This is a genomic window from Bacillus sp. B15-48 (assembly GCF_016879755.1).
GTDB lineage: Bacteria > Bacillota > Bacilli > Bacillales > Cytobacillaceae > Mesobacillus_B.
This window is the reverse complement of the sequence record NZ_WOFU01000006.1, coordinates 104,156-125,053: the sequence shown is the minus strand read 5'-3', so window position 1 is coordinate 125,053 and position 20,898 is coordinate 104,156. Positions and strand designations below refer to the sequence as shown.

16 protein-coding genes are annotated in these 20,898 nt (G+C 39.2%); 8 read left to right on the top strand and 8 right to left on the bottom strand.

Annotation, left to right across the window (positions count from 1 at the left end; translation table 11 throughout):
* Positions 1 to 1,019: 1,019 nt before the first annotated feature.
* Together GNT69_RS18290 and asnB are read right to left on the bottom strand one after the other, a co-directional pair.
* Entirely contained in the window at positions 1,020 to 2,537 is a 1,518-nt protein-coding gene (locus GNT69_RS18290; RefSeq protein WP_203556428.1) for an alpha-amylase family glycosyl hydrolase, read from the bottom strand.
* Between the two features lie 179 nt (positions 2,538 to 2,716).
* Positions 2,717 to 4,564 carry an asparagine synthase (glutamine-hydrolyzing) gene (asnB, locus tag GNT69_RS18285; RefSeq protein WP_203556427.1) on the bottom strand — a complete coding sequence of 616 codons (1,848 nt, stop codon included), beginning with the start codon at positions 4,562 to 4,564 and terminating at the stop codon, positions 2,717 to 2,719.
* A 210-nt stretch (positions 4,565 to 4,774) separates the two neighbouring features.
* Between asnB and GNT69_RS18280 the strand changes: the two genes are divergently transcribed.
* Complete coding sequence (locus tag GNT69_RS18280) at positions 4,775 to 5,335, top strand: DUF2777 domain-containing protein (protein ID WP_203556426.1); 561 nt, start codon at positions 4,775 to 4,777, stop codon at positions 5,333 to 5,335.
* Positions 5,336 to 5,434: 99 nt separating this feature from the next.
* Here the strand turns inward: GNT69_RS18280 and GNT69_RS18275 are convergent, their stop codons facing one another.
* The 3 genes from GNT69_RS18275 to GNT69_RS18265 form a co-directional block, all read right to left on the bottom strand.
* A complete protein-coding gene (locus GNT69_RS18275; protein ID WP_203556425.1) occupies positions 5,435 to 6,982 on the bottom strand; it encodes a putative bifunctional diguanylate cyclase/phosphodiesterase in 1,548 nt (515 codons plus the stop codon).
* A 174-nt stretch (positions 6,983 to 7,156) separates the two neighbouring features.
* Complete coding sequence (locus GNT69_RS18270; RefSeq protein WP_203556424.1) at positions 7,157 to 7,513, bottom strand: YisL family protein; 357 nt, start codon at positions 7,511 to 7,513, stop codon at positions 7,157 to 7,159.
* 99 nt (positions 7,514 to 7,612) lie between these two features.
* Positions 7,613 to 9,205: a long-chain-fatty-acid--CoA ligase gene (locus GNT69_RS18265; protein ID WP_203556423.1), complete on the bottom strand. Its 1,593-nt coding sequence runs from the start codon at positions 9,203 to 9,205 to the stop codon at positions 7,613 to 7,615.
* Positions 9,206 to 9,404: 199 nt separating this feature from the next.
* Here GNT69_RS18265 and GNT69_RS18260 point away from each other — a divergent pair, with 199 nt between their 5' ends.
* The 6 genes from GNT69_RS18260 (at position 9,405) to GNT69_RS18235 (ending at position 11,402) form a co-directional block, all read left to right on the top strand.
* Positions 9,405 to 9,626: a spore germination protein gene (locus tag GNT69_RS18260; protein WP_203556422.1), complete on the top strand. Its 222-nt coding sequence runs from the start codon at positions 9,405 to 9,407 to the stop codon at positions 9,624 to 9,626.
* A 14-nt stretch (positions 9,627 to 9,640) separates the two neighbouring features.
* Entirely contained in the window at positions 9,641 to 9,880 is a 240-nt protein-coding gene (locus tag GNT69_RS18255; RefSeq protein WP_203556421.1) for a spore germination protein GerPB, read from the top strand.
* A gap of 78 nt (positions 9,881 to 9,958) precedes the next feature.
* Positions 9,959 to 10,564 (top strand): spore germination protein GerPC, encoded by a 606-nt coding sequence (gerPC, locus tag GNT69_RS18250; RefSeq protein WP_203556420.1) that lies wholly within the window; start codon positions 9,959 to 9,961, stop codon positions 10,562 to 10,564.
* The gene (locus GNT69_RS18245; RefSeq protein ID WP_203556419.1) at positions 10,561 to 10,740 is read left to right on the top strand and encodes a spore gernimation protein GerPD; all 180 of its coding nucleotides are present in this window, start codon (positions 10,561 to 10,563) and stop codon (positions 10,738 to 10,740) included. The genes gerPC and GNT69_RS18245 overlap by 4 nt, the downstream gene beginning before the upstream one ends.
* Position 10,741: 1 nt before the next feature.
* Positions 10,742 to 11,113 (top strand): spore germination protein GerPE, encoded by a 372-nt coding sequence (locus GNT69_RS18240; RefSeq protein ID WP_203556418.1) that lies wholly within the window; start codon positions 10,742 to 10,744, stop codon positions 11,111 to 11,113.
* A 70-nt stretch (positions 11,114 to 11,183) separates the two neighbouring features.
* Positions 11,184 to 11,402, top strand: a complete 219-nt coding sequence (locus GNT69_RS18235) for a spore germination protein (RefSeq protein WP_203556417.1) — start codon at positions 11,184 to 11,186, stop codon at positions 11,400 to 11,402.
* Between the two features lie 115 nt (positions 11,403 to 11,517).
* Here GNT69_RS18235 and addA read toward each other — a convergent pair whose 3' ends face one another.
* Both addA and addB read right to left on the bottom strand, forming a co-directional pair.
* On the bottom strand, positions 11,518 to 15,282 hold the full coding sequence (gene addA, locus GNT69_RS18230; protein ID WP_203556597.1) for a helicase-exonuclease AddAB subunit AddA: 3,765 nt from the start codon (positions 15,280 to 15,282) through the stop codon (positions 11,518 to 11,520).
* Position 15,283: 1 nt separating this feature from the next.
* Positions 15,284 to 18,766 carry a helicase-exonuclease AddAB subunit AddB gene (addB, locus tag GNT69_RS18225; RefSeq protein WP_203556416.1) on the bottom strand — a complete coding sequence of 1,161 codons (3,483 nt, stop codon included), beginning with the start codon at positions 18,764 to 18,766 and terminating at the stop codon, positions 15,284 to 15,286.
* Positions 18,767 to 18,959: 193 nt separating this feature from the next.
* On the opposite strand from addB, the gene GNT69_RS18220 reads away from it, so the two are divergent.
* A complete protein-coding gene (locus GNT69_RS18220) occupies positions 18,960 to 20,096 on the top strand; it encodes an MFS transporter (RefSeq protein ID WP_203556415.1) in 1,137 nt (378 codons plus the stop codon).
* Positions 20,097 to 20,248: 152 nt separating this feature from the next.
* Here the strand turns inward: GNT69_RS18220 and GNT69_RS18215 are convergent, their stop codons facing one another.
* A complete protein-coding gene (locus GNT69_RS18215; protein WP_203556414.1) occupies positions 20,249 to 20,863 on the bottom strand; it encodes a TVP38/TMEM64 family protein in 615 nt (204 codons plus the stop codon).
* Positions 20,864 to 20,898 lie beyond the last annotated feature (35 nt).

Here is a 20,898-nt window from a genome sequence, read left to right as displayed (position 1 = left end):
GTCAACTTCGAATTACTCTTATATGACACCACCTGAAATTGAGAGTGAAGACCTCACGGGGTCATTACACTTTCCTTCTAAACATACCCAGCACCTTCACTTGATAAGCTCCCTTTAATCGGCTGGCTCTTTGATTAAAGGACTCCTGTAATTTACAGTGAGGACTTCCCGTTATTCTCGCACAGTCGTCAACTTACCCGGCCGTATGTGCTTCACGCTTTCGCATTTGGGTCTGCTTATCCGTCTACGGGTCTCTCGACATTCCGCATCTCCTTCAGACATTACTTCACAATAATGCCCTAGATTAGACTTCATAGGTTGTGCCAGCACTCCTATGGGAGGACTTACACCTCCGAGAGAGATAACCTTCCAGGATTCGGGGACCGTTTTACCGCCGTAGCGTGTCCCAACCTATATAAGTTAGTTCTTGCAGTGGTCCTGCAAAGGTGCAACTGCCCGTCGCACAAGAAAAACCGGGCAAATTGAATTGCCCGGTCCTTTTGTTAAATGTTATGTATTCTAGTTAAATTAACTTTTTTCATGTTAAGGACTAATCGACCTCGGATTTTAAAAAGTGGATGGGGGACCATAACGACCGAATTTTTTTACTCAGTTTTTTTAAAAAAGGGTAGATTGTTTCTTAAATAGGCTAAGTTTTATTGCTAGTACTTGGATTAACCGTGATTATAAGGCTGGTTTAATCCTAGTACTTGGATTAAACCGATTTTTGGCCGTTTTTTATTGCTAGTACAGGGATTATATCGGCCTTCTGACCTCATTTTATTACTAGTACTCGGATTAAACCCTCATTTTACAACGTTTTATTACGAGTACTAGCAATATATCATTGAAATTTGGTGTTTTTATTCCGAGTACTTGGATAAAAAAACGCGTTACCAGCATTATCGCTCAAAAAACGTTCGAATCTCTTCGACCAAATGTTCATAATTGACTTTTTCTACAAAAAACGTCCAATATTAGCTGTACTTTTACTCCATTTTTAATTGCTACCTTTTCCATTAGTAAGTATTCTTTGCTCTTTTTTTGGCCATGTAAATAAACAATAAAAATAACAGGGGAACAGAGAAAACAACAACGAAAAACAGAAAATTAATCTCCGTCTTTTCTATTAATACATAAATCTCTGCTTCTTCCCTATCTATAACCATTTGGTATTCGTCATTGTCATCACTCCGTATGAGGTCACCTGCCAAAATGCCGCGTAATTCTTTATTCGTATCTAATTGCTCTGCATTTAAAGTAACCCATTGCGTCTTTGACGTATTATTAATGACTACAACAGCCGTTTCTTCTTCATACTCTCGTTTAAATATTGCCATCCCATCTTGTTCATAAAGTAACTCAAATGATCCTCTAGTCAAGGAAGGAAGTTTCCCACGAAGATCGCCTAAATTAGAAATATAGTCAACGAGCTCCTTATCTGTAAAAAAATTCATTTGCCTTCGGTTATCTGGTGCTTCCTGACCTGCTAATGCAATTTCGCTGCCATAATACACGAGCGGAATTCCTGGTGTCGTATACAAATAAGTTAACGCCAATCGCCATCTAGGACCAGGATGCTCATTGTTTACCACCATGTCCTCGGTAAATCGAACCATATCTTGATTATCCATAAATTGTCCTAGTAAATAGGAATCGTGATAATTTGTTTCATTTTCAGCCATTATCGCAAAAAGCGGAGCAAATGACTGATCAGGCTTTGCGAACACGGATCTTAATGGGGCATTTAACGGATAGTCCATAAAACTATCAAACCCAATGTTTACATATTCAGAAATAGTGTCACTGTCACTAACACTCGTATCACCGAGTAAAAAGAAATTTTCCTTTGTCGCCTTCACTTCATTTGAAAACTGCTCCCAGAAGCTTATTGGAGCTAGATGGACATCAAGAAGGCGATAACCATCAATATCCGTTTCCTCAATCCACCATTTTGCTGCCTCAAGCAAATAATTGCTTACTTCTTGGTGCTCAAGATTTAAATGTGGCAGCTCACTACGCTCCTGGACAATTCCAGTTCCTGCTTCCTCTTGTGAAAGAAGCCATTCTTCCTTTTCAGAATCATTTACCCAGGAATGGTTCGGAGATACTTGGTTAACAATAAAATCCACGACAATCTTCATATTGCGTTTATGCGCCTCTTGAACGAGCCGCTGAAATGTTTCTAAATCCCCGAGATGTTCTTCCGTTTTATAAAAATCAGTAATAAAAAAGCCATGATAGCCATTTTCATCATTTTCAAAAATCGGAGAGAGGAGAATCGTCGTAAATCCCATCTCACTCAAATAATCAAGCTGTTTAATAACCCCTTCAAAATCACCGCCATGATATGCGTGCGGATCTCTTGTATCAACCATATAGTCATTGCTATTATCCCCATTATTAAACCGGTCTACCATTAAATAATAAATCGATTCATCTTGCCATTTTCGATCACTGTGATCCACTGCTCCCACAGGGATTACAGATAAAAGAAAGAATGGCAACATGATAAAAACAAGAAATCGTTTCTTCATCCCCAGTTCCCCCTCAATATATGAGCATTTATGTATCCCTTATAGATTATCCCTTGTCCACGAAGACGTCAAACGACAATTAGTTCTGTCATATTTTTTTGTTTTAATTAACCTTCACGCGAAACGATGAAAATACCACAGCCATATGGCTGTGGTAGACTTAAGTGAAGTGTCTTCGGTTAATCGACGATATTTACATTATAATCTCTAAACCAAATATGAATTTGCGCGATATGTGCAAGAAGTTGTGGACCTGTCATTAATTGTCCAAACCACGGCACATTAAAGCTTGCTCCATCACTCTCAATAATTTCAAGTAATTTTTCCCGTTCAAAGAATTCATGCAGAGCACTATTTTTATCGCTAAGATATTCGGTCAGCCTATTTTTCACCGTTTCAGTATATGCAGGGTTATGCGTTTTCGGATAAGGACTTTTTTTCCGATATAAGATTTCCTTTGGCAAAGTTCCTTCTAATGCCTTACGCAAAATCCCCTTCTCCCGGCCACCATGCATTTTCATCTCCCATGGAATATTCCACACATACTCAACAAGGCGATGGTCTGCAAATGGTACACGTACCTCTAGGCTCGCTCCCATACTCATCCGATCCTTTCGATCAAGAAGCGTCGTCATAAACCATATTATATTTAAATAAAATAGTTCTCGTCTTTTCGCTTCTTCCTTGCTCTCTCCTTCTAGAGTCGGAACTTCTGAAATGGTTTCTTTATAACGATCGATCATAAATTCTTTAAGATTTAATTTCTGCTGCCAATCGCTTCTCAACAGCCCTTGCCGTGCTCCTATTGACCTCATCCAAGGAAATCCCGAACGGTTCAGGTCATCTGCGCGCTGAAACCATGGATACCCACCGAAAATTTCGTCCGCACATTCCCCAGATAAGCCAACAGTATAGTCCTTTTTTATTTCTCCACAGAACCACAGAAGCGATGAATCAATATCTGCCATCCCCGGTAAATCACGAAAACGGACGGCTTGCTCAAGTAAATCAGCTAACTTCTCCTGAGAGATAACACAATGATGGTGAACGGTTTGATAAGTGTCAGTCATTTTTTTAATGAATGCCCCATCAGAATTAGGCTGAAATTCATTCGCTTTAAAAAACTGATCATTTCCTTCATAATCAATTGAATACGTATGCAGACGGCCTTTGCCAGTCGTAGCATATTCATTCGCTGCGATCGCGGTTATCGCACTCGAATCGACTCCTCCTGATAGGAATGTACATAAAGGAACATCAGAAACAAGCTGGCGCTTAACTGCGTCTGTAAACAGTTCTCCTACCTTTACAGACGTTTCCTCGAGACTATCTTGATGTTGCTCACTTTTTACATTCCAGTAGCGCCAAACCACCAACCCATTCTTTGAAAAACGGAGTGCATGAGCCGGACGTAACTCTTTAATCCCTTTAAATACCCCGCTACCTGGTATACGGGATGGTCCGAGACCAAATAATTCACTAAGTCCTTCCCTATTCACTTCTGCACGTACTTCTCGATGCGCAAGGATGGCTTTCAGCTCCGAGCCAAACAGGAAACCCGATGATGTCTCAGCATAAAAGAGCGGCTTAACACCTAAACGGTCTCTTCCAATAAATACGGTTTCTTCTAATTCATCCCACACAGCAAAAACAAAAATTCCATTTAAATACTCTACACAATTTTCTTGCCATTCCATAAAAGCTGTTATCAAAACTTCTGTATCAGAATGACCTTTAAAAGAATATCCTTTTAAGGAAAGTGTTTTCCTTATATCTTCAGTGTTATATAATTCACCATTATAACAAATTGTATAGCGGCGATTTCCTTTGTTCCTGGTCATCGGCTGCTTCCCACCTTCAGGATCGACAACAACTAGCCGCTTGTGTCCGAAAGCAACGTGGGTATCTAGCCAAATATTTGTATCATCAGGCCCTCTTTTGGTTAAAGTTTCTGTCATTTTTTTGATTGTCTCATGCTCAGCAGTTAAATTCCCCCGGTAATTTATCCAGCCTGTTATTCCACACATATCGTATCCATCCTTTCATAGCGGGACATCCAAAATTGGGCTATGATTAATATTATGCAAAGAGGTACGATATGGTTAAAATCCATTATTACATGAAACGACTAAGAGTCGTATAGAACAGTGTTTATAATTAAAAAAATTTTAAGTGGTTATAAATTTCAATAAAACTGTCTAGAAAGGATGGTGAATAGCTAAATACGGAGGATAATGATGAATCGTCAGCAAAGATTAAAGCTAATCGAAGGTCAGCCTAGAGCCTATGATATGGGAACTATTGAATTTATTAATCAACAATGGATTTTTTTTGATAATGAAACCGATGAGGCCTCACTTTTAGAGCAATATATTCACCAGGAAATCGATGTTTTACGAAACAACATTTGGACAAAAGGATTATTGCTGGACAATGGTCAGGTTCAATGCGGAAATGATTTACTCAATCTTCTCGACCGTGAAACGATCCGCATTCGCAAGCAATTAATCTATTCTCTCGAAAGGCTTCTTGACGAACTAAATGATGAAGCATTTTGTCACTTTATTCAAGCGCTTAACTCACTCCAATTCTCCATTCATGATTGTATTTATTGCTATAATCATCTCACCTTCCTAAATCCTCAAAAAGGAGGAATAGGTGTGAATTTTATAATCTTTGATAATGAAGAGCAAATATGCAGCATTCAACATCATTTTGATTACAGTACGCATCGTAATGATCGATTTGAATTCACATTAAGCAGTGGAAAACGTACGGTAATTGAAAAAATTTCGTAGGACTGTGTCACAGTGACGCCCCGAAAAATCTTGTTTCACAAGATGTTCCACGAAAAAATGATTAAGAGCCCTCGTATTGAATCGGAGGGCTCTCATCGGTTATTTAGGTAACACTATTTTCTCAAAGTCACCTGATACGAGTGGCTTTTGAATGAAAAATCCTTGTGCATAATGACATTCTAAATTACGTAAAAGTTCAATTTGTTCCTTCGTTTCTACTCCTTCAGCAATCACATCAATCGCCAGTCCATGCCCCATCGTTATAATCGCTTTCACAATCGCTAAATCTGCAGAAGTCGCTTTAAGGTTGTTGATAAAGGCCCGGTCAATTTTTAATGAATTGATGGGAAGCGATCGTAAATAACTTAATGAAGAATACCCGGTTCCGAAGTCATCGATAGCAACTTTTACCCCGGTTTTTTGGAGCGCCTCCATGATAGAAATACTATAATCCAGATTTTGCAACATGGCGCTTTCAGTAAGTTCAAGGGTCAAGTATTTAGACTCTAATCCTGTAAGATTCAGTGCCTCCTGAACCTTATTAAAAAAACATGGATGTTGAAACTGCCGAGCTGAAACATTGACTGAAATCTCGAGATTGCTAATCCCTGCTTGTTGCCATTTCTTCGTTTGTTGGCAGGCCGAATTCAATACCCAAGTACCGATTTCATCGATGATACCAATTTCTTCCGCAAGAGGAATAAACTCAGCAGGAGAAACAAGCCCTAGCCGGGGGTGATTCCAACGGATAAGTGCTTCATTTCCGATAATCTTTGCTGTTTTTAAATCAATTAATGGTTGATAACACAAATAAAATTCTTGATTTTTATTTGTGTTTGCTCTTCGTAAATAATTCTCGAGTTCAAATCGAAACATTGCTTTTCCTTTCATCTCAGTGGCATAAAAGGTGATTCGATTTCCCCCAAACGTTTTTGAACGATTCATCGCTGTATCAGCATTCTTTAATAAAGCATGTTCATCATGCCCGTCGTTTGGATAATAGCTGATTCCTATACTTGCAGTAAGGAAAAGTTCTTGGCCATTAAACTGAACTGGCACCGCAATGCTTTCTAATAATTTTTCCGCAGTTGTTAAAATTTTGCTTACACTTGTATCTTTTGAAATGAGCAGCGTGAACTTATCGCCAGCAAATCGCGCTAAATAAGAACCAGGCGGGCTTCCCTCTTTTAATCTTAAAGCCACTTGTTTTAAAAGCAGGTCCCCAACATAATGTCCAAGTGTATCATTGATATTTTTAAAACGGTCCATATCAATCACAAGTAAAGCTAGGGGCTCATTCCCTTGGCAGAACCGACCTAATACGATCCTAAGTTGCTCAGTAAACTTCATTCGATTTGGCAGCCCTGTATCAAAGTCATAATAGAGAAAGTTTAAAAACTTTTCTTCTATTAATGTAAAGAGGATAAAAATTTGCTCTTCTGAAATATTTTTTATTGGCGTAGAATATTCGAGAACTGTGGATGCAGGGAATTGGTTTTCCAAACGTTGCTTAAGTGTCTCGATGCGCGTCTCTTCGCTTGAAATAATGTGAATGATTAAATTGGGAACATCTGTAAATTTATGCTCCTCTAAGAAAAGATTCAACCTTTCAACACTTTCATATACACAGCCATATGTCTTTGCCATGATCTTTCTCCAATTCTAAAATTTCTCTCTCCGACAACCCTCGTATTTAAATTAACATAATTCTTCAAAAAGTAGAACAAAAGAGATTTTTGTATTTATACTATTTCAATCCTTTCAATCAGATTAAAGATGACAACATAAAAAGACGCTGTCATTTTGAACAGCGTCCGTTTTTTAAAATATTTTCGTTCCTAATGGAAGTGTGAAGCCAAGGTATAGCACGAGCAGAAGGGCTATAATAAATTGAATCCACATTCCTTGTGTATTTCCTTTTTTACTTGTACGGATTAATATCATTTCAATTGCCGCAATTACCCATAGGCCGACAACCACCTTCAAGATATACAGGAAACTAATATTTGCTAGACTAAAGAGCAAGCCAATACCTGTACCAAGAATTAAAATATAGAAGACTCTTAAAATCATTTGGATGATTTTAAAGCCTTTTTCTTTCCCTCTTTTATGCAATCCTAAAGCGACAAAAAACAGAATAAGTGCCAAAAACCAAGTGGTCATATGTGCATGTATCATCAATTGATCCCCCTATGAGATAAAATTCATCATTATCATATCATAGGAAATTGGAAAATACTAAAAATACGGTGCGAAACTCACAAACTAATTTTCTGATTAATTAACAAATCTTCCGCTCTTTCCAATCGATTCCCAATATTCATCACGAAGCTGGACTTTTTGAATTTTCCCGGAGGCTGTTTTTGGCAATTCGTTCACAAACATTACTCCCGTAATCGCTTTAAAGTGGGCAAGTTTTTCTCTAGAAAATTGAATCAGTTCTTGCTCAGTCGCCTCAGCACCTTCTCTTAATACGATAATAGCATGCGGTGTTTCTCCCCATTTTTCATGTGGAATCGCTATTACAGCTGCCTCTTGCACAGCCGGATGCTCATATAAGACACCTTCTACTTCAATTGAGGAAATGTTTTCACCACCAGAAATAATTACATCCTTCTTCCTGTCAACTATTTCAAGATTCCCGTATTCATCGATTGTCCCCATATCCCCGGTGTGCAGCCAGCCATTACGAATTGCTTCCATTGTTGCTTCATCATTCTTCCAATAACCTTTCATGACTCCATGGCTTCTAATAACTACCTCGCCAATCTCGTTTCCGTCCCAAGCAACTTCCCCACCGAGTTCATTGACAACCTTCACTTCACTGCCAATCAGTTGGACTCCAGCCTTCGACTTTAAACGATATTGTTCTTGTAAAGGGAGCTCCTTCAAATGAGACCTTATGACCGAGATTGTACTTAAAGGGCTTGATTCAGTCATTCCATATACTTGAATAAATTCCCAACCCAATTCTTTTTCTACCCTTGTGACAAAGGCTGGCGGTGGTGCTGACCCAGCAATGACGACGCGAATATCTTGCTGAAATTCAGGCACATGTTTTTCATAATATTGTAAAAGAGAATTTAAAACAGTTGGGGCCATATGCATTACTGTTACCCCATGTTTTTCAATCACTTCAAAGATTTGGTCTGGAGATGCTTTCCTTAAGCAAACTTGTGTTGCTCCATTTGCTGTATAATAAAACGGTGAACCCCAGCCATTTACGTGGAACATCGGCAACACATGAACTAATACGTCCTCATCACAAACTCGAAGATGATGCATAGCACTTAAGGCATGAAGATAATTGTTTCGATGCGTCAGCATCACCCCTTTAGGATTTCCCGTTGTACCACTCGTGTATAAAAGACTGCAAATATCCTGTTCATCAAGTGGTTCACGGTCAAATGCCTCAGAAGAGTGATTGGATAACCAATCATCATACGCTGTTTCTTCACAGCTTCCGTCATGGTAATGCACGATAATTTTTTCTACTGTTTTAAGATTATCTTTTATTGGAACAATTAAATTGTATAATTCCTGATCAACGAATAATACTTTCGTCTCACTATGATTAAGAATAAATTGATAATCACTTGGTTTTAGCCGGGTATTTAAAGGAACCATTACTGCACCAAGTTGGAAAGTTCCATAAAAGCCCTCAAGCATTTCAACGGTATTTGGTGCAAGATAGGCAATTCGATCCCCCTTCTTCACCCCAATTTCACGTAAACCATCAGATAGACGATTAACACGTTCGTTTAATTGATTATATGTAAACACTCGATGATCGCAAATAATTGCCTTTTTCTCTCCATATAATGTTACAGCCCGATCTAAAAACTGCGTTAAAATTAATGGTACGTCCATGGTCATCCTCCTAATAATTTAAAATTAAACATTTGAATTTTCAATTATTGTAAATTCTAACAATATTCTAACATATCTTTGCTTGTTTGGGTGGATTTTTTTGTCAAAGTCTGAATTTTTATAAAAATGGGCTTTTTAATCACGTCTCATTAAAAATCACATAGGCTATAGAAGAATACTTGCATAAGGGTGTTGCGATATGCCAGCAATTGTTGGAGCAGTTCAAGTAATTTCAATTGGATCAAGCGGCGTTTTTAACATTGGCGATGTTTATCGAGTTATGCCTATTTCTTCAGCAAAAACATTTTCCGGAGCTGGTTCTTTTAACACCGGAGATGCGATAACCCTTCATAATAATCAAAGTTCAACGAACACATTTGATCAAGATACGTTTGACCAAGGAAATTATTTTAACGCTTAATGAGGGTGATCTACATGGCTAATTATTATATTCAACAATCAATTAATATTAATATAATTCGAATTAACGGGATTACAAATTCCTCTGTCTTGCAAATTGGAAGTGCCGGAATCATTAAACCCGCATCTTATCTTTATAACACTGGTGGATTTACTGAACCTGCACCTGAAGCTGTGCTGCCGACAGAGGTTGCAATGGAGCCGGAAGCACCGCCTTTTGCGCCTGTCGTTCCATTGACAACTCCTGTTGCATAACCGTTATTTATAAAGGTGGAAAGCAATGTGAATCGGGGAAATTGAAAAAATCATTTTCATGATTTGAGGTGAATTTCCGTGAACGATTACTATCAATATTTAAAAAGACTCCACACCTTCATTGAAAATCAAGATCGAAGGGTAAGAGCGTTAGAAAAGGTTGTCGAGAATTTACAAAGAGAAGTTAGCCAATTAAAAACGCGCCCTCCGCTTCATGTAGATACGATACAATATAGTTTCGATCAGTTAAAAGTCGAAACACTTGAGGGAACTTTACACATCGGGGTAAATCCTTCTGATTTAGAAGATGCCACAGAATTTGCTGTTGGTAAACAGGCGATTCAAACACCGTTTTCTCCTAAACCGCTTTTTCAACGGACTGTGGAAATTGAGAATGAACTGCGCCACTATTTAGAAACAGATTTACCCGAACTTTACGAAGCCACACTAGCAAAATTAAATTTTACAGTCGATGAATCTTATTACGACTTTATTAAGAATGATATTATTAAACAGCTCCCGAACCGGATTTCTACTCATTTAAACAGCTTACCGCCAAAGAGTCGCGAAAATGAACAATCTGCAAAACAAATGATTACGGATAAATTAAAGAGCGAAATTGACCAAGGAGTTTTCTTATTTTTAAATCAGCTCAAGGAGCAAACAAAGGGGAATTCACAATGATTTACAATGTATATAACAGAGACCTCAGTGTAGGCGATATTAAGATAACAGCAGTAGCGTCTTCAGCGATTTTTTTAATCGGTGACGCTGAAACCATTCAACTTGCTTCTACATTTGATACTCCACCTGAATCTTTAATTATCGGTCCATTTGTGCCATTAGCACCGGAGGCATAGCATGCTACAACGAACAACTTCCGTTACTGAGCTAGAAGTTAATAGCGTCGCGATTGCATCTGTGCTGCATATTGGTGATTCTAAAATCATTCATGGAGATTCACGGGCACTAGCTGTCCAAAGGCAAGCAGAGATTTTTTATGGGAATGAGGGGCATTTTAATTTCCCGATTTTCACTGAACCTGTGCCGCTTCCACCTATTGAGGAAGACGTTCAAATGTTTAGGCAAAACTATAATCCTGTTATCAAGATTAGAAAAGTCGATATCATTGGGATCTCTTCTTCAGCAGTTGTTCAACTTGGGAATACAGGTCATATTACGATGTTAAATCGCACGAAACATATACGACAATTATTGGAGAATCTTCACTAATAACAAAGTCGTCTTTCTTTGCATAATGTATAGTACAAGAGAAAAAGGTTAAAAGTAAAGGATGTTTTACATGCCAGCAATAGTTGGTCCTGTGCAGATTATCAATGTGGGAGGAGGAACGGTCCAATTCGGGGACACCCTTTTTATCTCACCAAAAAGCAATTCAAAATCAACATCAGGTCAAGGTGCCGGGAACACTGGCGGTTTTATCGTTTCCAATAATGGGTTAAATGCTAGCAATGTTGTCGATACGAATTTGGTCGATCAGCCAAATGTTGGAAATAATTAGCATGGCCCTGAATACAAAAATGTTCATGATGCCATCAATACAATTCTTAACCGAAAAGCCGAGTCCGCATTTCTACTGCTCGGCTTTTCGATTGTTATTAATTAAAAGGTTAAAGTTAATCCTCCAACTTCAACAGATGACCGCCATCGAAAAAGAAGAGGTAGCTCTCATCAATTTGTTTTTTCCATATTTTTTCAAGCGCTTCGCGATATAAGCTTAACTGAAGACGATACCGTTTCTCAAGGATTGGCTTCGCTTGCGTAAAGCCACCTTTAAAACGCTCTGTAATTGCATCTGTTTTAAAATCGAGCAGGACCAACCCTTGCTCGTCTTCAAATACACAGTCAATGACCCCTTGGACGAAAATCGGTTCATCCTCGTCCTTCCAATCAGGATACACTTGTTTAGCTGGCAAAGATAAATAAAATGGTACTTCACGATTTACTTTTTGCGCACGAACAAATCGTTGTCCGATTTCCGTTTCGAAAAAAGCGAGAACCCATGGAATTTCAATCGCTTCCTTTTGTTCTGGGTAGAGAAGTTCAGCTGCGACCATTCGCTCCAACTGTTCGCTTAAAGCGGATGCAGTTACCGGCTTGCTCACGTCAATATGTTGCATGACCATATGCATCGCGGTCCCTTTTTCTGCAGGTGTGATTTTTTTCTCTTGCATAAACCTTGGGCGATTTAAAATCGGTTTTGAGAAACTGCGTATTATATCGGTTCCACTTTCCACATCACGAAACTCATGATTTCGCTTCAGCTCTGATACCGACTGTTTTGAGCGATTAACTGTTGCATCTTTGTAGATGTACTGCCATGAAAGTTGTCTGCGTACGAGGTCTGCATGGTCAGACTCTATTTTTACTGGCTCCCCAGCAAAAATTTTATCCATTAAAGTTTCTTCTTCATGCCTCTCTTCTTCCATGAAAGCGGCAACCTCTTCTGCTCGATAAACGTGAAGATGCCATCGGGAAGTATCATTCGTCAGCATCTCAGGAACGGCCCAATCTTTTACTCCAGCATAGTCTCTTATAAGTTGAGAATCTTGATGACGAACAAGAGACGGACCAATCCAATCAAGGTAGCTAGACGCGGAAGCTCGTAAATACTCCTCAAGGAGCCATTCTGAGTGACCAGCAGCTCCAGTCCACTTCTCCACCGTTTTTTCGATTTCTTTCACCGATGCAAGTAAAAATAATTTTTCTTTTGCTCTTGTTAAAGCAACATACAACACCCGCATTTCCTCGGCTAACAGTTCCATCTTCTTCTTCCGCTTAAATGCGAGTTGAGGCAATGAAGGATAAGATATTCGTTTTTCGGTGTTCACATATTTAGCAGCAAGTCCGTATTCTTTATCAAGCATATACGTTTTTTTCAAATCCATCGTATTGAATTTCCGCCCTAAACCTGCTACAAAAACAATCGGAAACTCCAATCCTTTACTGCTGTGTATCGTCATGATCCGGACGACATCTTCTTGCTCGCCAATCGCACCAGCTGCACCTAAATCATCCCCACGATCACGCATACGTTCGATAAAGCGTAGAAAACGGAACAACCCACGAAAAGAGGTTGCTTCATATTGCCGCGCGCGATCATAAAGTGCGCGAAGATTTGCCTGGCGCTGCTTGCCCCCGGGCATCCCTCCCGCAAAATCGTAGAACCGTGTTTCCCGAAACAATTGCCAAATTAAGTCCGACACCGACTGTTTTCTTGCTTTTGTCCGCCAGTCTTGTAAATCATCGAAAAATCGACGAACTTTCTCGTATAGTTCCTCATGTGATGCCGCAGGCGTTCGGCGGCAAAACGAAAGAATGGCCTCATAATATGACCCTTTTTTGTCTGTTAATCGAATAATGGCTAACTCCTCTTCATTCAAGCCAACGATTGGTGATCGCAGAACAGAGACAAGTGGGATATCCTGAAGCGGATTATCAATTACTTTTAACAAAGAGAGCATGATCGCCACTTCTGTTGCCTCAAAATAACCAGTTGATAGATTCGCATAAACAGGAACTCCTTGTTGCTTGAATTCCTCGATAAACTGAGGAGCCCATGTCATCGAACGGAGCAAAATAACAATATCTCGATAGTTTACTGGTCTTTCTGAATTTGTCTTCGGATTAAAAACACCTTTGCGCTCTGCGATGATTTCTTTAATTTGCTTGGCAATCAATCTTGCTTCTAACTGTGACTGTTCAAGATCTTCTTGGTCGTAGGCATTTTCATTTTCTTCTTCATTTTCCTCATCTTCCTTCGCTTTTCCTCCGGAATCAATCAGCATAAGTTCAACCGGATAGGGCACTTCCTCTGGATAAGGAGCTCCTTTTTTTAGTTCAGCACGTTCATCGTAATGAATCTCACCAACTTGTATACCCATAATTTGCTTAAAAAGATAATTTGTACCGTCTAATACTTCGGCACGGCTGCGGAAATTTTTTGCAAGGTCAATTTTTAAACCGGTATTTTCCCCGTCCGCTGTAAAGCGATTGTATTTATTTAAAAATAAATTCGGCTCGGCCAAACGGAAACGATAGATCGACTGCTTTACGTCACCGACCATAAACATGTTTCCGTGTTCTTCTCCTTCAGCGGTAACGAGCTGTAATATTGCTTCTTGTACCATATTTACATCTTGATATTCATCGACAAGCACTTCTTTGAATCTCCTTCGGTAGGCAAGTCCTGCCTCCGATGGTTGAAAACGAAGGGCCGTTTCCCTTCCTTTTGATAAAATATCAAGGGTATAATGCTCAAGGTCAGAAAAATCAACAATTCCTTTTTCAAGTTTCACTTTCGCAAACATAGAATCGAAGCTTTTTACGAGCTTTACTAATGTCGTAATAATTGGTTTCATTTCCTTCATATCTTTCAGAAAACTCTCTGGTTTTCGGATAAACAATTCGGTCTTCATGTCCGTAATGATTTTTTTCGCTTTATCTCGAAGCTTGCTCGCTTGATCGATTAAACTTTTATCATACTGTTTTGGACTACACGGTTTGGCTCGTTTAAATTCTATATGCTCCATCGCGTCATAAAGAGCAGACCATGAGTCCTTTTGGGCACGCAATAGCGTATCGACAACATGAAGATCGGCTTCGAAGTTATCAGCTCTTGGTGCTGGTCCACCGGGCAGTCTCGTTATTTCTAACCCTTGCTCTAACATCTTCCTTGCTCCTTGAAGCTGGAGTTCAAGGTCGAACATTAGAGAATTTATAAATGGCAACTTTTCAAGTGAAAGCTCTGGAGTTACGTTATACATTTTAATCATTGCGTTTAAGTATTCATCTGGTGAAGGATTTGACTTAGCAAAATCAAATAAATCCATAATAATATCCTTTAATGCTTCATCACTTCGATCATTCGTAAACGTATCAACTAGCTTGAAGAAATCAACATTATCTTCTTTCCCATATTCTTCTTCAAACAACTCGTCCATTACCTCATCCCTTAACAACTGTCCTTCTGTCTCATCCGCAATTCGAAAACCTGGGTCAACATCAATCATATAATAATACTTTCGAATGACCTCAAGACAAAAGGAATGAAGGGTAGATATTGACGCCCGATTCAGCAGACTTAACTGCTTACGTAAATGCGACGATTCTGGATGTTCATCAATTTCCTTCTCCAGCGCCTCTCCAATCCTGTGACGCATTTCAGCAGCAGAAGCATTTGTAAACGTAACAACTAAAATCTCGTCCACATCTAGGGGGGCCGAAACATCGGTAATCTTCTTAATGATCCGCTCAACAAGCACTGCGGTTTTACCTGAACCTGCAGCGGCAGCCACAAGGATATCTTGACCTTTTGCCATAATTGCCTTCCATTGATCATCTGTCCAGGTTACATTTTCTGGTTTTGGCGGAATTGTCATTTTAGTCAAGATTTTCCCCCTCCTTTTTGATCGCTTCTAAAATCTCTTCATTGCTTTTTGGAACAAGTTTGCGGAACTCATTCGATTCAAGTGTTTTATCAAACTGACAAACCGATTTAAACGAGCAGAAAGTACACGGAAGTCGGTCTTTTAATTTAAACGGATCAATATCAACAATCCCGCTAACAATCCCATTCCCCGTTTCGACATATTTGTTTCGAACGAAGCGCCTTAACTGTTCAAAGTCTTCTCGAGTGGCTACCTTTGAAGCTTTCGTTAATTGTCCATCTTTTTTAAACCCAGCGGAAATGATTTGTGAATTGACGCCATTATCAAGCGTGCGGTCCATCATTTGAATGACAGGTTCATCAGCAAGCAACAGTCCATTCATTTTAAATTGCTTCATAATCTCTGTTTCAATTTCCTCAAGTGAGAGCATCTTTTTCGCATTGATCATCGGATTATGGACATGGAAATACAGAACTCCAGCAGGGTCAGCCTCTTTTCCAACAAGAAGGGGCGAATGGGTGATAATAATATCCAAATAGGTAAGCATCTGCAAGGCAAGTCCATAATATACCTCTGTGAGATTTAGATCTCTCTCACTTGACTTATAATCTAATACCCTCAAATACAAGCTATTTTCATCCTCCGCTTTATCGACCCGATCAATCCGGCCCATAAGTTCCATCTTTGAGCCATTTTTCAATTGAAAACTTAACGGCGGTAGAGTGCTTTTTCGCCCGAAACCTAATTCTAGACCAAGTGGGGCAAATCCGCTTGATTTCGCATGGTCCCGCATTACAATGGATGCCCGACTGATAATCTTTTCTAGTTTTTGCTTAATATAATGATGCCGGTTGGAACTTAGCAAAATTTCATTTTGAAGTTTTGGTGCCAACCTATTAACTGCCTCTTTCGCGAGTTGCTCCACTTGTGGCAACGTAAGGTTTGCCCATGACAGATTTTCATTCATTACTTTTTCAGCAATATGTTTTAAGGCCGCATGGAATAAATCACCGATATCAGGTGCTTCCAGTCTAAAAACCTGACGCTCACGTAATTTTAAGCCATGTTGTGCATAATGGGAGAACGCACAGCTATTAAATAGCTCCATCCTCGATACGCTCGCTTCAATTTCTTCACCGTACAATTGCTTACTTATTTCTTCAGACAATGGTTTTGTTCGATTTTCGTAAAATAAACTTGATAGAACCTTTCTTGCTGTTCTCTGCCACAGCGTACTTTCCATGTAATAGTCATAAACATCCCACCAAAAGTCATAAACAGGATAATGACGTTTCTTTAACTGTAATTGCGTTGTCAAATAACGTAATGTTGTATTTTCCCCAGAAACATATTTGAGCTGCTCCAACTCGGGCAGTTCAGATGGCTCTGCCGGGAATGAATGCATCACATGATTCGGAAACAGATCTGTCAATCGCTTAATAAAAGTTGAGGGAATCAGGGCTTTGCCTTCTTCATTTGCTATTGGATAGCTGACAAACAGAAGTTCCGCTGGTGCAGTAAATGCTTTATACGCAAGGAAATTTTCATCTAATAAACGGATTTTACTTGTTGGTGCAAGTTTAATCCCCTCTTGAAGAAGTGCTTCACGATCCTCATCGGCGAGTATCCCTTCATCAGTCAGCTTTGCCGGGAGAACCCCTTCATTCGTGCCGATGATAAACGCTGCCTTAATGTTATCAAGCCGCGTCTTTTCAAGATTGGCAACAACGACTTGGTCAATTGCCGGAGGGATTAACGAGAATTTCAACGATTCAAAGCCAGCGTCAAGAATTACCATAAATTGTTTAGCAGAGATTTCCTCTTCCCCTAGTAGCTCGACAAACTGATCGAGGAGTTCAATCACTCCATTCCAGGCTTGGTCATGCTGTCTTGCCTCAACAAGCCTCCCCTGCTCCTCAGCAGCGACACGCCATGCTTCTAGTTTTGCGGGGATATTCAGCTCTTCTATGAAAAGATAAACAGCCTCACAAAGCTTACGACCGTTATCCGCTCGCTTTAATCTTCGGGCCATTCGTTGAAGCGGCGCTGTAATCATGCTTCGTAACTCATTTAGCATTTCCTCTGTCTCTTTTTCCGTGTCTGTTTGGGGGACATCAGAAAACTCTAAGCCCCGGATTCGCCGATAAACCCATCGTTCTTTTCTTGTCCACTTTTCACCTTTTACTCCATGTGAAAGCACATAGTTTTCAAGAACATCCATTTGTACTCGAGCTTGATTGATTTTTACCCCTTCAGGAAAGAGCAAATCTGTTTTAATCGCCCGAAACACTGGTTCATAACGCCAATTTCCAAGTACCGTTTCAAGACTAGAACGAATAAGTTCAATTACAGGATGATTCAGCATTGTACTTTTCTGTTCAATAAAGTAGGGGATTCCATAATCGGAAAAAATCGTTTCTAAAATATCTCTGTAGTCATTCTCATTCCTCATTAAGATGGCAATCTCTCGATATCGATATCCTTTTTCCATCGCGAGTTCACGAATTTTACGAGCGACTCCTTCGATTTCTGCACGGCGATTGGCTGCTTCAGCGATATGGATTTTCGCTGCTTTTGAATAGACTTTTGTCGGGCGAGAATCAAATTCAGCTTCAAGATGTTTTAAAGATTCATCCTTCCACCTATGTTGTTTTTCTAGAACTTGCTCTTCGATTTCAACCCGTAGCGCTCGTGCCATTTCATACAAAATCCTATATGTCTCTCCCGTCAACCTAAATAAATGAAGTTCACTTGGTTCAGTCCGCTTAAACGTTTGATCGAGCGGGAGGCTAATCGTTACACGCCTGCATTTTTTTATTAATTGTTCAATAATCTGATATTCAAGCGGGGTAAAACTATAAAAACCATCAATATAAATCTCCGCTTCGTTTAAGTACGTTGATGAAGGAATCTTTTCAGCAAGCAAACGAAAATAATCTTCAGAATCGATATATTTTCCATACATTTCATCTTCAAACTGCCGATAAACAAGTTCAAGATCATGAATCTTATCATTTAATGCGATTTGATTATGTTCATTTGCTTGTTTTTTCATTAACATTTCTGGTTTAATGGCATACCGCTTTAATTCAGTTAATAACTGTTCGAGCTGTTGAACAAACCCATTTTTATCTGCGGTTCTTTTGAAAATTTTCAAATTGTCTTTCTTTTCTTCAATAATTTTCCTAATCATCATACTAATTCCGACACTTGTTAAATGATAGCGGGTAAAGCCACCAGTTTCCTGTAAAATTCTCCATGCTAACCGGGGGAAACTATAGACTTGTGCCCTAATCATTCCTCCAATGCCTTCGGTTGTGGAGAGGCGATACTCTGACATAAACGACATTTGCTCAGGAACTAAATAAATAATTGGCTTGCCGCTTGGGTCGTCCAACAGCTCGTCTCTTATTTCTGTTAAGCAAAGTTCCGTCTTTCCGCTTCCTGTTCGACCTAGTACAAAACGTACAGACATAAATCTCCCTCCCTATTTGAAAAGCGCAAGCACCGACATTCATAACACCTTATGAAGTCATGAAGGGCTAGCGCTTTAACTTTCTTTTAATTTGATGATAACATAACTTTCCGGGTCCTTTTCCCGATTAATTAGTGGCAATACAACCTTCAAAAGCTAATTACCTTGCATAAATTATTTCAGGTGATTTGTTATGAAATCTTCTTATTTTTTAAAAACAGCTTTTATTCTCATTACGATGATTTCCATTCTTGTAGCAAGCAATATTTATACATTAATACCTATCTATGAAGTGATTGCTGAAGGACTGAATATTGCAACAAGCGATGTTGTGATTGCTGGAAGTTTATTTACATTCTTTTACGCTATTGGCCTTTTATCCTTCGGGCCAATTTCCGATTATACAGGCCGTAAAAAAATTCTCGTTTTCGGTTTACTTGCCTCTTCCTTAACTACCCTTGCTGTCGGTCTTTCAACTGATACGTTAAGCTTATGGATCACTCGTTCCATCCAAGGGTTTACACTCGCTTCGTTTGCATCGGTTGTCTTTGCTTACTCATTTGATATTTTTCAGCCTAGAGAACGGACATTATTAGTTGTGTTCATTAATACCGGTTTTTTAATTGCTGGGATTTTTGGGCAGCTCATAAGTTCAGTTTTAGCTACTATTTTCACTTGGAATAGCGTGTTCATTTTTTTCGCTATTTGTTATTTATTATTATTTGCTGCTGCCTTTTTAATCCTGTCTGAGGCACCAAAACCAAAGCAGACACAGGAACCACTTTTACACATTTATCTTTCATTTTTTAAAAATCAACAATTAAGAAAATGTTACTTAATTGCCTTTACATTGCTGTTTTCAGTGATTGCCTTTTATGATGCGCTTGGGCGATCTTTCACTGGACCGGACATCGAGTTGTTCATCATCCGTACAGTTGGCTTAATCGGGGCTTCACTATCCCTCTTTACTGGGAGAATGATTGAAAAAATCGGGGAGCGAGCTACTCTTTTTATCGGTCTAATCATTGGGTGCACATCCTTGGTGGCGATGCTCGTCTTTCACACAACAATCGGATTCATTGTCTTCTCTATTTTATTTATTTCAGCCATTTCTCTAATCCTTCCTACAATCATTACATTAATCGGAACGTTTGGCGGGTCAAACCGGGCAAAAGCTCTTTCACTCTACTCCTTTATCCTATTGATGGGTGCTAGCCTTGCTCCTTCAATTGCTTCTTTGTTTAGCTTTTCTCAAATGTTACTTTTGCTAACCTCTCTATTTATTATGAATGTCGTCTTGTGTTTTCGCATCCGAATTGATGGAGTTTGATAGGGGAGGACTTTATTAAAGGTGGGGTTTCGCTTAAATGAGTGTATTTTTGATTTAAAAGACATTTTTTGCTAGTACTCGAAGTAAAGTCCTTTTTATTTCGAGTACTAGCAATATGTAGAGTCAGTTTCGTAAACAGTTCCAACGAGAACTCACTCCTTGTCAGACTTTTCTGTACTCATGTTCATCTTTACTTCAATTATTTTCCCTACGTACCAAAGAATAAAGATGATTACGAGGACGATTGCAGTCCTAATAGGCTGAGTAATTAATGATTGAATATCATAACCGACAAAACTAATCGTAAAAATCATCACCATTTTCCCAGCCATAACAGCTAGTATGTATTGCGACATTCTAATATTCGAGAGGCCAGCAACGATATTTACCACCGCAGATGGAGTAAAAGGAAAGCATAGCAACAGGAACACTGGTCCAAAGCCGTGGCGTTCGACCCAATTCATTCCTCTTCTTACCTGTTTATTTTTTTGAATAAACCTTAATAACCGCTTTTGTCCGTATTTCCTTATAAGTAAAAATACAAGGATTGCCCCAGCACAGGCACCAATCCATGAAAAAAGAAAGCCGAACCATAAACCAAAGGCATTTGCATTTACCATAACAAACAACACTAACGGTAAAAAAGGCAGAAACGCTTCAATTAAGGGAAGCGCAATTCCCGCCAATGGTCCCAATGCACGATATTCCCCAATCAATTCCATTAAGTTTTCTAATGTTAGCCATTCCCTAAAAATCTCGAAGTCCATGTAAATCTCCTTTTGTTAGCGACTGCCTGTCTTCA